This window comes from Dysgonomonas hofstadii, assembly GCF_014196915.1.
Classification (GTDB): Bacteria; Bacteroidota; Bacteroidia; order Bacteroidales; family Dysgonomonadaceae; genus Dysgonomonas; species Dysgonomonas hofstadii.
This window is the reverse complement of sequence record NZ_JACIEP010000006.1, coordinates 103410-117463: the sequence shown is the minus strand read 5'-3', so window position 1 is coordinate 117463 and position 14054 is coordinate 103410. Positions and strand designations below refer to the sequence as shown.

The 14054-nt window shown below is 38.8% G+C and carries 15 protein-coding genes; 8 read left to right on the top strand and 7 right to left on the bottom strand.

Annotated elements, in window-relative coordinates:
• Positions 1-139: 139 nt before the first annotated feature.
• Positions 140-862 (bottom strand): pirin family protein, encoded by a 723-nt coding sequence (locus GGR21_RS09640; protein ID WP_183307010.1) that lies wholly within the window; start codon positions 860-862, stop codon positions 140-142.
• Positions 863-1211: 349 nt separating this feature from the next.
• On the opposite strand from GGR21_RS09640, the gene GGR21_RS09635 reads away from it, so the two are divergent.
• A complete protein-coding gene (locus GGR21_RS09635; protein WP_183307009.1) occupies positions 1212-2000 on the top strand; it encodes a hypothetical protein in 789 nt (262 codons plus the stop codon).
• A 15-nt stretch (positions 2001-2015) separates the two neighbouring features.
• Here GGR21_RS09635 and GGR21_RS09630 read toward each other — a convergent pair whose 3' ends face one another.
• Positions 2016-2813, bottom strand: coding sequence for a tetratricopeptide repeat protein (locus tag GGR21_RS09630; RefSeq protein ID WP_183307008.1), 798 nt, complete (start codon positions 2811-2813; stop codon positions 2016-2018).
• Between the two features lie 6 nt (positions 2814-2819).
• Positions 2820-3734 (bottom strand): LysR family transcriptional regulator, encoded by a 915-nt coding sequence (locus GGR21_RS09625; RefSeq protein WP_183307007.1) that lies wholly within the window; start codon positions 3732-3734, stop codon positions 2820-2822.
• 153 nt (positions 3735-3887) lie between these two features.
• Between GGR21_RS09625 and GGR21_RS09620 the strand changes: the two genes are divergently transcribed.
• Positions 3888-4547: a YceI family protein gene (locus tag GGR21_RS09620; protein ID WP_183307006.1), complete on the top strand. Its 660-nt coding sequence runs from the start codon at positions 3888-3890 to the stop codon at positions 4545-4547.
• 64 nt (positions 4548-4611) lie between these two features.
• Here GGR21_RS09620 and GGR21_RS09615 read toward each other — a convergent pair whose 3' ends face one another.
• Positions 4612-5538 (bottom strand): hypothetical protein, encoded by a 927-nt coding sequence (locus tag GGR21_RS09615; RefSeq protein ID WP_183307005.1) that lies wholly within the window; start codon positions 5536-5538, stop codon positions 4612-4614.
• Positions 5539-5668: 130 nt separating this feature from the next.
• On the opposite strand from GGR21_RS09615, the gene GGR21_RS09610 reads away from it, so the two are divergent.
• Complete coding sequence (locus GGR21_RS09610; protein ID WP_183307004.1) at positions 5669-6976, top strand: Na+/H+ antiporter NhaC family protein; 1308 nt, start codon at positions 5669-5671, stop codon at positions 6974-6976.
• A gap of 371 nt (positions 6977-7347) precedes the next feature.
• On the opposite strand, the gene GGR21_RS09605 is transcribed toward GGR21_RS09610, so the two are convergent.
• Positions 7348-7773 (bottom strand): DUF6249 domain-containing protein, encoded by a 426-nt coding sequence (locus tag GGR21_RS09605; protein WP_183307003.1) that lies wholly within the window; start codon positions 7771-7773, stop codon positions 7348-7350.
• 158 nt (positions 7774-7931) lie between these two features.
• Here GGR21_RS09605 and GGR21_RS09600 point away from each other — a divergent pair, with 158 nt between their 5' ends.
• Both GGR21_RS09600 and GGR21_RS09595 read left to right on the top strand, forming a co-directional pair.
• Positions 7932-8486 carry an RNA polymerase sigma factor gene (locus GGR21_RS09600; protein WP_183307002.1) on the top strand — a complete coding sequence of 185 codons (555 nt, stop codon included), beginning with the start codon at positions 7932-7934 and terminating at the stop codon, positions 8484-8486.
• Positions 8483-8851 carry a hypothetical protein gene (locus tag GGR21_RS09595; protein WP_183307001.1) on the top strand — a complete coding sequence of 123 codons (369 nt, stop codon included), beginning with the start codon at positions 8483-8485 and terminating at the stop codon, positions 8849-8851. The genes GGR21_RS09600 and GGR21_RS09595 overlap by 4 nt, the downstream gene beginning before the upstream one ends.
• Before the next feature lie 5 nt (positions 8852-8856).
• Here the strand turns inward: GGR21_RS09595 and GGR21_RS09590 are convergent, their stop codons facing one another.
• Positions 8857-9399 (bottom strand): DUF4924 family protein, encoded by a 543-nt coding sequence (locus tag GGR21_RS09590; protein ID WP_183307000.1) that lies wholly within the window; start codon positions 9397-9399, stop codon positions 8857-8859.
• 296 nt (positions 9400-9695) lie between these two features.
• On the opposite strand from GGR21_RS09590, the gene GGR21_RS09585 reads away from it, so the two are divergent.
• Entirely contained in the window at positions 9696-10511 is an 816-nt protein-coding gene (locus GGR21_RS09585; protein WP_183306999.1) for an MBL fold metallo-hydrolase, read from the top strand.
• A gap of 77 nt (positions 10512-10588) precedes the next feature.
• On the opposite strand, the gene GGR21_RS09580 is transcribed toward GGR21_RS09585, so the two are convergent.
• Positions 10589-11611 (bottom strand): glycerophosphodiester phosphodiesterase family protein, encoded by a 1023-nt coding sequence (locus tag GGR21_RS09580; protein ID WP_183306998.1) that lies wholly within the window; start codon positions 11609-11611, stop codon positions 10589-10591.
• Positions 11612-11873: 262 nt separating this feature from the next.
• On the opposite strand from GGR21_RS09580, the gene kbl reads away from it, so the two are divergent.
• Positions 11874-13070 carry a glycine C-acetyltransferase gene (gene kbl, locus GGR21_RS09575; protein WP_183306997.1) on the top strand — a complete coding sequence of 399 codons (1197 nt, stop codon included), beginning with the start codon at positions 11874-11876 and terminating at the stop codon, positions 13068-13070.
• A 5-nt stretch (positions 13071-13075) separates the two neighbouring features.
• Positions 13076-14035 (top strand): NAD-dependent epimerase/dehydratase family protein, encoded by a 960-nt coding sequence (locus GGR21_RS09570; RefSeq protein WP_183306996.1) that lies wholly within the window; start codon positions 13076-13078, stop codon positions 14033-14035.
• Positions 14036-14054: the final 19 nt, after the last annotated feature.

Below are 14054 nucleotides of genomic sequence, written 5' to 3'. Positions count from 1 at the left end.
TACAGAAGCGCAATTTTAAATTCAATATATAGATGAAAATTCATTATATATTCCATAATTAAAATTGTATTATTTTTAATAAAATAAAGAGTCCGGAGTATTTAATACTCCGGACTCTCTGATTCATATCTCTTTATATTCAAAATACCATTGGTACATCTATCAGTAAGATACGTCCATGTTCCGAGTCGGTAGTTATTTTCAGTTCATCTATATCAGAAACACCCAGGGCGTCCCGGTGATGCAGTTTTTGACCTCCAACCGTAAATTCACCTTCGATGACCATAGCAAATACTCCATTTCCTTTTTTCTTTACCTTATAATCCACCTCCGAACCTTTATCGAAGCTGCCAAGGCTAAACCATGCACTTTGATGTATCCATAAGGCTTGGTTGTCTGGGTCGTCTTTTGGCCCCACTATTTGGACAAGTTCATTTTTCTTTTCCAAAAAATCAAAAGCCCTTTGATCATAGCGCGGTTTCACATTCTTTGTGTCGGGGAACACCCATATCTGGAAGAAATTTAAAGGATTTTCATCGCTTGAATTATACTCACTGTGAGTGATGCCACTTCCGGCACTCATCACCTGTATCTCTCCCGGTCTAACCACTTCGGTATGTCCCATACTGTCCTTATGTTCCAGATCTCCGTATAATGGTATGGATACTATCTCCATATTATCGTGAGGATGTGTGCCAAAACCTTCTCCGGCTTCCACGATATCATCATTAACCACTCGCAGGGCACCAAAATTTATCCGGTCAGGATTATAATAATTGGCAAAGCTGAAAGTATGATGAGTATCCAGCCATCCATGATAAGCATGGCCTCTCGAAGATGCACGGTATAAAGTTGTTTTCATAATTGTTTTTCCTTTCTTTTTTTATTGGATTATACTTTTATAAACACCTCTTATTATCAGAATGTTCTTGTTTTTTATATGACAAAGATAATGCCATTATATGTATTGTCAAAATAATAAAAATGATAGATATGTATAAATATATTTATGTATAAACGAAACAAATGATAAGCAGAATAATGATGAATATGGAGCAAATATTAATTAAATGTCATAAAAATATGAATCTTCTATTTTTCAGGGTTTCAAACTATTGCATCGTTATGAATACTTTCATATCTTTAGAACCCAGGAAAACAAAAGAATCAATTATTTTATTTTACACATTTTGTTACAAAAATCTGACACTATGAAAAAATTATTATTAACCGCATTACTCATTGTATCATTCACATTGAGTCTTATTGCACAACAGGTGCAAACTTCGGGAGGAATATCTGTCAGTCTGGAATCTACCCGTGTGATAGGAGATCGTTTACTGATCTCAGGAAAAATGACAGCAGACAAAGTTATCCGTGCTATGAATCTAAAATTAAGTGTGATCGACAGTGATGGCGACGGACACGATCTGAAAGTGATCTGGTGGGGAGGAAAAAAGGAGTCTTCTATCATATCATTCGATAAAGAACTTCAGCCCGGCATTCCTTACAGTTTCGATTTTAGTATCGAAACCCAGAGTAAAAACATGAATCCCATAACAGCTATACTCCTTAATATAAGAGACTGGACACATAGTGCAGATATAAAAATGCAGTTCAAGGATATTCCTGTACCGGTAAAGGCCGATCCTAATTTAAAACCGGGAGTCATGGAAATAGGAAAGGACATTTACCTGAAATGGGTAAAAGCCGAAGAGTCGGCCTCAGGGCTGAAAATAAACTTCGTTGTTGAGAATAAGGCGAATAAAGATCAGGAAATGAGTTTCAGGAGTTATAGCAATGGTAAAATAATTGACAAGGATGGCAATATTTATGAAGCGGCATTAACACTGAAAGATGCAGTGACATTTCCATCAAAAACTCCTATAGCCGGTTCTATCTCCATCAAGCAACCGATAAAGATGGCAGACGTGATAATGGTGCAATTCGAATCGGGCTATTTCAAATACTCAGTTAAAGACCTCACATTTGCTAAATAACAGAAAACGCCTTCATTACGAAGGCGTTTCTTTATTCTTCTCTTCTGTGATCTTTATACTTGCTTCTATTTCTGACCTCAGGTTTGCCTGATTTATATCGTCAACGCCTGTCAACGCATTGTGATAATCTTCCAGTGCATTTTTATAATCACCTTGTTCATAATAAGTATTTCCCCGGTTATAATATGCAATTGGCGAATCTTCAAGCTCTATTGCCCGGTTAAAATCGTTTATTGCCTCGTCATAGTGTTCCATTTTTTCGTGTACAAGTCCCCGGTTATTATATGCACTCGCATAATCCGGCAACAATTCGGTTGTACGGTTCAAGTCAGCCAGTGCTTTATCCAGCATTCCCATATTACTGTATATCGATCCCCGGTTATAATATGCCATACCGTCATTCGGATCGAGTTCTATAATCCTGGAGCTGGCTTGAAGTGTCTGCATCTCATCACCCATCTGATAGTAGACCGTAGCCAGATGAGAATAAGTTTTCAGCAGAACCTTGTCTCGCCATTCAGTATCTTTCTTGTATTTTTCATCATTATTAATACGCTCGATAAGGTTATTCAGCATATTTACTTTTTGCTGAGGTGTGCTAAGCTGATTAAGTGCGATATATACATCATTGTTGAATTTCACAAGACTTTTTTCTCCTTGTTTTTTCCTTCGTGCTATCAGATAGAACATCAAAGCGAACAAAATAAACATAAGGACAAAAAGTCCTATGACAGCAACCATCCCATAACCTGCGATTTGGGCACTACATGAGGTAAACAAAAGAGGTAAAAGAAGAATATAAATATATCTCATAGGTAATTATTTATTTCCGGTTTTTATATGTGTTGTAATAAAGATTCTCATTAAATCAATATATTGAGGCTGTATCTTATTCTTATTATAAGCAAGGTACAAAGTATTAGTTGCAGGAGCATTACCTTCCCACAAAATTTTTACTTTCCCCGATTCAAGATGCCTGCCTGCTATCAGGTCGGACGACACAGCCAGTCCGTCGCTTTTTTCCACAGCTTTTAAGATCGCATCATTATCGGGTACAGTGGCATATAGTTTCAGGATGGGGCGCCTTTTGAAGTTTTCGCGCCAAAATCGCCTTATCAAAGCCAAATCGCTACTATATGCATACCACTTTTGACTCTTCAGCCACTTTTCTGTACCGGGAAGATCATCGTTGGCTAAACAATAATCAAATTCCTTGGTGTCAAATTCCGGATTACATACTATCATAAACGATTCTGTAAACAAAGGTTCGTATGTAAGTACATCTTCCGATTTACTCTGCCGTGTTATAATAGCTATATCCAGATCGTTATTGATCAGTTTTTCGGTTAGCTTGTCAGCCAGTCCGTATTCGACAGAAAGATTAAGTTCTGCATTTTCTCCGATATGTTCTGCCAGATAATTGTTGAATAGCTCAGAAGGTGTTCCGAAGCGGATATTCGGGGCCTTATTCAATACAGTCCTTTTAAATTCTGCCTCTACACGCTCCAGATTATCTATCGATTCCACGATTTGTGTATAAAGTCGCTTGCCGTATTCAGTCGGCATCATTTTGCGGGGCATTCTAACAAATAGCTGTTGCCCTATATAACTTTCGAGTGATGCCAGCTGTATGCTCATATTGGGCTGTGATATCATCAACTCCTGTGAAGCCCGGGTTAATGTGCCATATTGATAAATAGCCTTAAATGTCCTGTACCATTCCAGATTCACCATAGTTCTTTTGTTTTTTGATCGGAAACTACAAATCTATAATTTTTTTTATAATAAAGCATTAAAATTACTATTATGAAAATAGAACAAAGCGGCATACTTTTGTGTTAATGTATGAAACGTGAATTTTAATGAATAATTTAAAACAGTAAGAAAATGAAAGTTTATTTAGCAGCTATAGCAGCATTGGTATTTACAGCATCATGTGGAGGCAATGCCGTAAAAAATAAAGTGGAAGGCACAGACGCACAAACGGCAGCAGCAGGGGCCGGTCAGGAATTGGTAGTAGATACAACAGCTTCGGTTATCAAGTGGAAGGGATCAAAAGTAGGAGGTTCACATCATGGAACAATCGCCCTGAAAAGTGGAAACCTTTCAATAAACGGTGAAAGTCTGGCTTCCGGCTCTTTTGTTATTGACATGAACAGGATTGTCGATGAAGACCTTACTCAAAAAAATATGAATGAAATGCTGGTCAATCACCTGAAGAGTGAAGAATTCTTTGATGTTGCTAAATATCCTGAAAGCACATTCACCATCACAAAAATAGAAGCCGGAACAAATACAACAGACAGTGTTACCCATCTGGTAAGTGGCAATCTGAAACTGAAAGATGTGGAAAAGAATATTACTTTCGGCGCTAAGATAACAAAAGAGGGAGATCTTTATAAGGCGGTAACAGTTCCGTTCACTATCGACCGTACACAATGGAATGTAACTTATGGCTCAAAAACATTGTTCGCCAATTTGAAAGATAATATCGTAGACGACAATATCGAACTACAGATTACGATTGTTGCTAAAGATAAGAAGTGATTTTTTCAAATAGTATCAGTATATAATAAAAACGGGCTCTGCCTTCTGGCAGAGCCCGTTTCTATTATTTTGTACTGGTTATAGTATTTCCTGTAAATGTTAACTTCCCTGCCGGATAAAACCATTGCTCGGTTTTCCCTACAGTCTTTTTCTCAGTAGGCTCGCCCCATGCAAGACGAGTCATTTCTTTTGTCATCCCTGTTCTGATTTTATTCTGGAGAATACGGCGGAAATTGTTGCTGTTGTATTTCCTGGTTAATTCTTTAGCTTCTTCCTCTGTGTATATTTTCTTTATGCCATCGTTGTCATCCAGTAAAGAATAGGCAATCGCTGTGGTTACACCTTGTGGATTCCGGAAAACCATAGATAATTCATTGTTTGAGTTATCGATATTCACATCCGTACATTTCCATACTTCTCCCGTTGTAACAGGTATAGCATTTCCGGTAACGAGATTACGCGACATCTTCAATACATTATCCTGCAAGATATATTTCTTTCCTGTCTTCAACTCCCTCTGTTTTTCAAAATACCCCCTGACGATAAAAGGGAAGGTGAATTCTGAATTGACATCATACTGATAATACACAATATCTCCGCTTGATAATTCCTGTAACTTCAGATAGAAATCAGTCTCACTTTTATCAGTGCGGGGATGCGTTATAACTGCTTGCACATGGAAGTATTTATGAGCAAGGTCTTCATAACGTGAGTTGTAATTTTCATTAGGCTTGTAGATGTTCTTTTCATCGTTCAACACTCCGTCATCTTTTCTATACTTCAGTATAAAGCCACTGTATCCGTATGCCTGATCAACTTTACTCAATCCTTTAAGAAATAGTTCTTGCCCTGTATACGCCATGGCATTTCGCCCCAAAAAATTAGACAAGCTGTCGTATGGGAGTGCATCAGTCTGTTGCCTGTTATTTTCCTGAGCAGTCATACTACATGCCATTAATATAGTAAATATGGTAAAATATATCTTTTTCATAAGCTTATTGTTCTTTGAGATGCCAAAAATACAAATATTGATTCACATTATTAAATGTTATTGCCATGTTCTCTGTTAAAAAATATTCCAAATAGTATTACCTTTGCCACTTATAATATTGATTTACTGAATGGATAATAAATACAGACGATGGTATAATTCGAAGGCTTGGGCTTTGATGCCTTTAGCTGTTTTCTTCCTGTTATACGTCTTAACTTTTATATTTACAGGCGATCTGTACAAAATGCCTGTCTCTGTTGCTTTTCTCACCGCTTCGGTAGTTGCCGTACTGTATTCGAAGGGAGGAAAACTCTCGAACCGTATTACCCAGTTTTGCCGGGGAGCCGCCAACGAAACTATTATGCTGATGGTCGTCATCTTCATTCTTGCCGGAGCTTTTGCCGGGACAGCCAAAGCGATGGGAGCAGTGGACGCTACAGTAAACATGATGTTATATCTGCTGCCTCAAAAAACAATATTGGCCAGTATTTTTATAGCAGCCTGCTTCATTTCCATGTCAATGGGAACCTCTACCGGGACAATTGCGGCATTAGCTCCCATCGCGGTCGGGGTGTCTTCGCAGGCCGGAATAGATCTGCCATTGATGCTGGGTATCGTTGTTGGTGGTGCTATGTTCGGAGACAATTTATCCTTTATATCAGATACAACTATTGTCGCGACCCGCACACAAGGTTGTAAGATGCAGGACAAGTTTAAAGTAAATATCCGGATCGTCTTTCCGGTAGTGCTTATAGTATTGGGTATCTACATATATCAGGGTTTGGAATTAATGGGAGGAACATCTGTTACAGCCGATCAGGTAGAATGGCTGAAAGTAGTCCCATACCTAGTAGTACTGATCACGGCTCTTACCGGGGCTAATGTAATGGTGGTACTGGCTCTTGGCATCATATTGTCGGGAATCGTTGGACTATATACCGGCGGCTTCGGTGTGTGGGAATGGACTTCGGCAATCAGCAACGGAATTGTTGTCGATATGGGAGAACTCATTATTGTTACTCTCCTGGCTGGTGGCATGTTCGAACTGGTAAGGTTCAATGGGGGCATCGACTGGCTTATAGAAAAAATGACACGCAATATCCGCTCTAAACGGTCAGCCGAGTTTTCAATCGCAGGCTTGATCTCTTTTACTAACCTTTGTACGGCGAATAATACGATCGCACTTATTATCTGCGGCCCGATTGCTAAGAATATAAGTGATAAATTCGGCCTCGACGGGCGGAAAATTGCCAGTTTGCTCGATACATTCTCGTGTTTTATACAAGGGCTCATCCCGTATGGCGCCCAGCTACTGATTGCAGCAGGACTGGCTAAGGTAAATCCTATCGAGATAATACCAAACTTATATTATCCTTTCCTTATCGGTATAGCTGCTATTGCATCTATTTTGTTTCGTTACCCGAGGAAGTATGCATAAATCTTATATCTGTGATGATATTTGTAATTAGCTGTCCGGATAGTTAAGTCATCTGGTATACCTTATATGGTTTTAACTAAAAACTTACAAAACGGACAGACTTTTCTATTAACAGTCAACAGTTGTTCAGTTAACAAAAAAGTTACAAAAGTTACACTTTTGCAGCTTTTTCAATCAAAACATGACACGTTTTAGCTGTTAACTATTAGCTAATGGCCATTAGCTTTTTAACTAAAACCTTACAAAAATTTAAACAGGCTCTAATATTTATTCTCTTGTTTCAAAGACCGCTTTTGACTCCTTTTTCTTATAGATAAAGAAATGCCGGATTGATAACAATCCGGCATTCTATATTTAAAATTGTGGTATTGTTACAGGGATTCCGAATTATCTTTCGATTTTCCGTCTTTTCTTTCTACAAAATATGCTATCACCAGCCCTATTCCTCCAAAAACAGCAGCCAACGCCGGATACAGAGCCGATATAGTATTTCTGAATTCATAAAACAACTTTCCATCCGCAGCTGGTGGTACCGCAAATAAATCTATAATAACAGCGGTGGCTACACCTAAGCCAATACCGACTAATAATAAGCCTATGCGTATCGACCAGGCATTATAGTTCTCGTTTTTGTAAGCAGGTAAGCTCAATTGTGTTTTCAAAATTTGCGGATCTATTCCGCCTGACAATTTATCAATCATCGCCAATCGCTCATTCCGCCTTACAAAAAGTTCAAATATTTTGTATACTACAATAAAAATTATAGCTACAACCAAAACAGGAGCTAAATCGTTCATAATATTAATTTTTTATTTGTTATACATTTATTTTATTTATCGTTTGCTCATTTTGACGCAGGGTATAATTAAAGGTTACAAATTATAGGAAAATATTTTTCAGATATATTTTTCAGTTTATTTTTGTAACCTATTGCACCCTGTTGCGTCATACGGATATGGCTGATTTCGACGATATATATTATATACGCCGTATAAAACACGGTCATACCGATGATTTTATATACATAGCAAGGCGTTATCAGAGAATGGTATTTACCATTGTCTGTAAAATTATCGCCAGAAGGGAGGACGCTGAAGACATTACTCAGGAAATATTTATAAAAGTATTCCAGTCACTTGATAAGTTCCGCGAAGAATCTGAATTTGCAACATGGCTCTATCGCATAGCATATAATACGGCAATCTCGGAGATCCGTAAGCGAAAATATGAATTTACAGCCATTGAAGACAATTTTGCAAACATACCGGATGAAAATCTGCCAGAAAGTATAGACCGTATAAACACGGAAGATAAATTGAAATGCCTGGATATTGTGCTCAAAAAGCTCTCTCCGGATGATGCCCTGATGATAACCATGTTCTATATGAATAATCACAGCATACAGGATATAAGTAATATAACAAGCATAAGTGTAGCAAATGTGAAAGTAAAGTTGCACAGGATAAGAAAATTTATGAACTTTGAAATAAATAAACTCATACAACAATGAATGCGCAGGATAATGATAAATTGAAGAGTTTATTTCAGGGTATAAACCTGGATGAACCATCTGCCGGCTTCGAAGACCGGCTGATGTTACAGGTTCACCATGTCGCAGCCAGACAGAAGCGCAGAATTCGTGTTATCTCCGTATTTTCCATTATCGGAGGTGTCGTCGCAGCGATTGGCATTCCTGTTCTTATATTCCATTTATATGGCCTTACGATAGACAAAGACTCTTTTGCCGTCGATTATACTATACCGCACTTGCAATTCGATCCTCTGATGCTAAGTATTGCAGGAACAATTCTTTTGCTATTAGTCGGCGACTTATTGATCCGCAAACGTATCTGGGAGAGGAAACATAAGAACTGAGACTGTCAGACATCTAGTCTACTGTCCTGTGCTTCTTTATATTTCTGCGAAAGCAGACGAAGGAAAGATGATATCTGCGATATAGCCGCCTGCGTTTCTCCCGAGACTTCTTTCTTTTGCAGCCTCATTAATAAATAACCATACAAAGCAGAAAAACAGGTTTCCAGTTCAGGAGTATCTTTTTCCGGAGATTTGGCTCTTAATTCGACAATAAAAGGCAAAGTTTTATAATATGCCGAAGAATAATCCTGTTCTGCTGAATTATTTAACAGGCGATTGTGCAGATCGGTCAGCTCGGATATGACATTCTTATTGATTATGAGATGGCCTTTTTCAACAATATCTTCACTGCGCATCATGTCAATAAGGTTTCCGTACCATTCCCGTATTTCTTTCCTCACCTCTTCGGGCTGGTCATACTGGGAAACTATCCGGCTGTTTATTTTCTCTATATCGAGTCCGTTTGCACGTATCATATCCTCTACCTGCCACATGTAGAGCAGATATTCACTTATATTTTCTTTTTTTAATCTTTTTGCAATGAGCATTTTCTCTGGTTGTTTGTTATATAAACAAGATACAAAAATAAGCATTATCCATCACATCCATAAATATAGCGATATTTCTTCAAATATGTGAAATCTTATTTTAGTATGAACAAAACCACTCTATAGTGTGTTTAGATAATAAACAGGTATCTTACTTTTTTCATAGTGTGTTAGATAGATTGTTTAGTTGATTTATACCTGTTTTATCATAGTATATGTTAGTTTTATATTAGTGTTAAGGTCCGGGAAGAGATGGTTGTGAGAACCGTCTCTTCTTTTTTTATTATATTAGCATCATGTTTGAAATAAAGATAATAAACAGCGGATATATCATGGCTGATGGAGGTGCCATGTTCGGGGCCATTCCCAAAAGGGCATGGAAACGTAAATATCCATATGACGAAGAAAACCTGTGTCCTTTGGCAATGCGGTGCATACTGGCCGTATCCCGGGACAGGAAGATATTGATAGACACAGGTATGGGCAGTAAGCATCTGAGAAAAGTTTCTTATTACCAGCCAAAAGACTTGGTGGATATAAATAAGGCTATACAATCATCCGGTTACCGGCCGGAAGAAATTACCGATGTAATACTCACTCACCTGCATTTCGATCATTGTGGTGGTGCAACCCGAAAGAATGAAGACGGAAAAACAGTTCCGTCTTTTCCCAATGCCCGTTACTGGCTGAGCAGGGCACAATGGGAGAATTATAAGAACCCCAACCGGCTCGAAGCTGATTCCATATTTGCTGATAATATTCAACCTGTTTATGATGCCGGCCAGTTGAATCTGATTGATGGTGATATCTCACTAACCGACGGTTTCAATATCAGGCTCTTTGACGGACATTCGAAAGGACAGATTGTCGTATATATAGAAACTGATGCGGGAAAATATACCTTTCCCGGCGATCTTATTCCCACTTCGGTTCATGTGCCTGTGGAATGGATATCAGCCTATGATATCTGTGCACTTACCTCAGCCAGCGAAAAGTTGCGGTTTATGAAAGAGGCAGAAGAAAACGGTTATACGCTCGTTTACTGTCACGACGCCACTCTGGAAATGGGCAAAATAAAAAAGCTTAACGATAATTATAAGGCCTGTAAATAATAAGCCTGGAGAATTAATGAAATAAGCCTTAAAAGTTTGATATACTTTTAAGGCTCTATAATTTTATCATAAATCTGTTACTTCTTCAGTTTCAGAAGCAGTTCCGGCTCATCTGTCGTGATGAGATCCACTCCTTGTCCCATCATGATTTTCATGTCCTCTTCTTTATTTATTGTCCATACGTTGGTTATCAATCCTATCGATTTGGCCTTGTTTACCAGTTCGGTATCTTTGACGAAATGATTACGATGATAATCTATTCCTGTTATTTTTGCATCTTTCAGCTCCTCAAGCGTTTTGTCTGCTTCCAGATAGAGTACTCTTGCTGTAGGATCTAATTCCCGAATCCGTTTGGCTGCATCGAAACTGAATGTTATATAATCGGTCCATGCCTGGGCTTTCATGTCATGCACTATCTTTACCGATTTTTCGGCTACGGCTTCGCTGCGTTCTTTTCCTTTTTGCGAAGCTTTCACTTCCAATACCAACCGGGTTTTATTTTGCCCTTTAGCAAGAGATATATAATCTTCAAGGCTTGGTAAAAAATCCCCATCCTTTAACGGTATGGCAAATAATTCTTCGGCAGTAGTTTCTTCGACAGTCTTACCGCCTATAACAGGGTCATGCGATAATACGACTTTATCGTCTGATGACAACCAAACATCAAATTCCGAACCTTCGCATCCTATTTCTATCGCTTTCTTCAGTGCTTTTAAAGAATTCTGGCTGGCATCCTGGTTTTTCCATGCGCCACGGTGGGCGATCACACCATTGCGGATAAAATTATCTTTAACCAGTTCAAATGATTTTACTTCATGATTGCTTTTGATCTTTATTTCGAAACGAATGGGCGATGCATCGGTTAATACGGCATCTTTTTTCAATTTTATATAACCCTGTTTATCCAGGCTAAATAATTTGGCCGTGTCGCTTACAAGCGACAGCTTTTCATTAGGGCGGACTACGAATTTCCCTATTGTAGCACCTTTCTCTCCAACAGGTATCAGATAATTATCCAGTACCAGTAATTCTTTTCCGGATTGAGCGAATACCATAATGAACGAATTTAATAACAGGAATAAAAAAATAAGTTTTTTCATGATTAGTATTAATTTGACATTTATTTCTGGGTGTGTAAAGGTAAGTAATTATTTTCTTAAATAATGCGGTCAGCAAAAAGATACTATATAGGATTAAAGCTTCTTTTTATTTCATGATTTTTCTTAACTCAAATGAGAATTTTGCTTTGAGTATTTGCTCTTTTTGCCAATTGTTTTTCTTTTTTGTTTTTCGTTAAAATATTTTTGATCTATGATGTTTTATATATTGACATTTTACTACCTTTACCTCAAATTTTAAGCTATGGATACATACACTACCTTTCAAAATTATCTAAAAAATGAGCTTGCTGATATACAATCGGCAGGACTTTACAAAAATGAACGTATTATAGTTTCGCCTCAGGGTGCGGAAATACGAGTGAGTACAGGCCAGCAGGTATTGAACTTCTGTGCGAATAATTATCTGGGTTTATCAGACAATAAAGAACTGATAGAAGCTGCAAAAGAAGCGATGGATTCCCGTGGATTTGGTATGTCTTCGGTGAGGTTTATTTGCGGGACTCAGGATTTGCATAAAGAGCTGGAAGCTGCGATTGCCAAATTCTTCGGAACTGAGGATTCTATCCTTTATGCTGCCTGTTTCGACGCTAACGGAGGTGTTTTCGAACCTTTACTGACCGATCAGGATGCGATCATTTCCGATTCGTTGAACCATGCTTCCATAATTGATGGTGTGCGTCTTTGCAAGGCGGTAAGATACCGTTATGTGAATGCCGATATGGAAGATCTGGAAAAACAATTGAAGCTGGCACAGTCGCAGCGTTTCCGTGTGATCGTTACAGACGGTGTATTTTCTATGGATGGAAATGTGGCGCCATTAGATAAGATTTATGAACTGGCTCAGAAATATGACGCCATGATAATGGTAGATGAATCGCATTCGGCCGGGGTCGTAGGACATACAGGCAGAGGTACTACCGAGTTATTTAATTTGCGGGGAAAAGTAGAGATCATTACCGGAACTCTTGGCAAATCTTTCGGAGGAGCTATCGGCGGATTTACTACCGGCAAAAAAGAGATTATAGATATGCTTCGTCAGCGTTCCCGTCCTTACCTGTTCTCAAATTCTATTCCTCCGATGATTACCGCTGCGGGAATAAAGATGTTCGAACTAATGGACAGGACGAATGATTTACAGGATAAATTACATGCCAATACCGATTATTTCGTTGCGAAAATGAAAGCTGCCGGATTCGATATCAAACCTACGCAATCCTCTATTTGCGCTGTGATGTTGTATGATGCGAAACTGTCGCAGGATATGGCTACCCGTCTACTGGAAGAGGGGATATATGTTACCGGATTTTATTATCCTGTAGTACCTAAAGACCTGGCACGTATACGTGTTCAGATTTCGGCCGGCCATGAGACGGAGCATCTCGACAAATGCGTGGCTGCATTTACTAAAATAGGAAAAGAACTAGGTGTAATTAAATAATCTCTATGAAAAATATACTTATTGTAGGTAGTACGGGCCAGATAGGCTCGGAATTAAGTATAAAATTGCGCTCTATTTATGGCGATAGTAATGTAATCTGTGGTTATTACAAACCACCTTTCCCTGAAGGTTTCTTTGATTGGGGGCCTACTGTGGAAATAGATGCGACAGATATAAACCAGATTGCCGACGCAGTGAAGAAGTATAAAATAGACACTATTTACAATTTGGCGGCTATTTTATCTGCAACCGCAGAAAAGTACCCGAAACTGGGTTGGGATGTGGGTGTCGGTAGCCTGATGAATTGCCTGGATGTGGCACGTGATCTGAATTGTGCGGTTTTCACTCCGAGCTCGATCGGGGCATTCGGGCCTGAAACACCGAAAGATAAAACGCCACAGGATACTGTTCAGCGTCCGAATACAGTTTATGGTATTACAAAAGTAATGGGCGAATTGCTAAGCGATTATTATTATACTCGATGGGGGGTCGATACCCGTTCGGTACGTTTCCCGGGTATCATATCCAATCTGACCCATCCGGGAGGAGGAACTACCGATTATGCAGTAGAGATCTATTATAATGCAGTGAAAGGAGAGAAATTTATCTGCCCGATCAAAGCAGGTACTTTTATGGATATGATGTATATGCCCGATGCGCTGAATGCGGCGGTCAACATCATGGAAGCCGATCCGGCAAAACTGATCCATCGTAATTCATTCAACATAGCGGCTATGAGTTTCGATCCCGAAATGATCTATGCGGCTATAAAGAAACATTATCCTGATTTTGTCATGGAATATGATGTGGATCCGTTGAAACAGGCGATCGCTGATTCTTGGCCGAATTCTTTGGATGACACCTGCGCCCGTCAGGAATGGGGATGGTGTCCCGAATACGATCTGGAGAAAGTGACTGCCGATATGATAAAAGTATTGAAGGAAAGAGAGATACATGTAGTTTAAAATAAATCTGAAAATAAGA

What these genes read in the sequence shown, in the direction of transcription:
- GGR21_RS09625 (WP_183307007.1), bottom strand. Translation starts at nt 3,734, where the DNA reads ATGGTGAATCTGGAATGGTACAGGACATTTAAGGCTATTTATCAATAT.
- GGR21_RS09600 (WP_183307002.1), top strand. Translation starts at nt 7,932, where the DNA reads ATGGCTGATTTCGACGATATATATTATATACGCCGTATAAAACACGGT.
- kbl (WP_183306997.1), top strand. Translation starts at nt 11,874, where the DNA reads ATGGATACATACACTACCTTTCAAAATTATCTAAAAAATGAGCTTGCT.
- GGR21_RS09615 (WP_183307005.1), bottom strand. Translation starts at nt 5,538, where the DNA reads ATGAAAAAGATATATTTTACCATATTTACTATATTAATGGCATGTAGT.
- GGR21_RS09630 (WP_183307008.1), bottom strand. Translation starts at nt 2,813, where the DNA reads ATGAGATATATTTATATTCTTCTTTTACCTCTTTTGTTTACCTCATGT.
- GGR21_RS09580 (WP_183306998.1), bottom strand. Translation starts at nt 11,611, where the DNA reads ATGAAAAAACTTATTTTTTTATTCCTGTTATTAAATTCGTTCATTATG.
- GGR21_RS09640 (WP_183307010.1), bottom strand. Translation starts at nt 862, where the DNA reads ATGAAAACAACTTTATACCGTGCATCTTCGAGAGGCCATGCTTATCAT.
- GGR21_RS09595 (WP_183307001.1), top strand. Translation starts at nt 8,483, where the DNA reads ATGAATGCGCAGGATAATGATAAATTGAAGAGTTTATTTCAGGGTATA.
- GGR21_RS09610 (WP_183307004.1), top strand. Translation starts at nt 5,669, where the DNA reads ATGGATAATAAATACAGACGATGGTATAATTCGAAGGCTTGGGCTTTG.
- GGR21_RS09605 (WP_183307003.1), bottom strand. Translation starts at nt 7,773, where the DNA reads ATGAACGATTTAGCTCCTGTTTTGGTTGTAGCTATAATTTTTATTGTA.
- GGR21_RS09570 (WP_183306996.1), top strand. Translation starts at nt 13,076, where the DNA reads ATGAAAAATATACTTATTGTAGGTAGTACGGGCCAGATAGGCTCGGAA.
- GGR21_RS09635 (WP_183307009.1), top strand. Translation starts at nt 1,212, where the DNA reads ATGAAAAAATTATTATTAACCGCATTACTCATTGTATCATTCACATTG.
- GGR21_RS09590 (WP_183307000.1), bottom strand. Translation starts at nt 9,399, where the DNA reads ATGCTCATTGCAAAAAGATTAAAAAAAGAAAATATAAGTGAATATCTG.
- GGR21_RS09620 (WP_183307006.1), top strand. Translation starts at nt 3,888, where the DNA reads ATGAAAGTTTATTTAGCAGCTATAGCAGCATTGGTATTTACAGCATCA.
- GGR21_RS09585 (WP_183306999.1), top strand. Translation starts at nt 9,696, where the DNA reads ATGTTTGAAATAAAGATAATAAACAGCGGATATATCATGGCTGATGGA.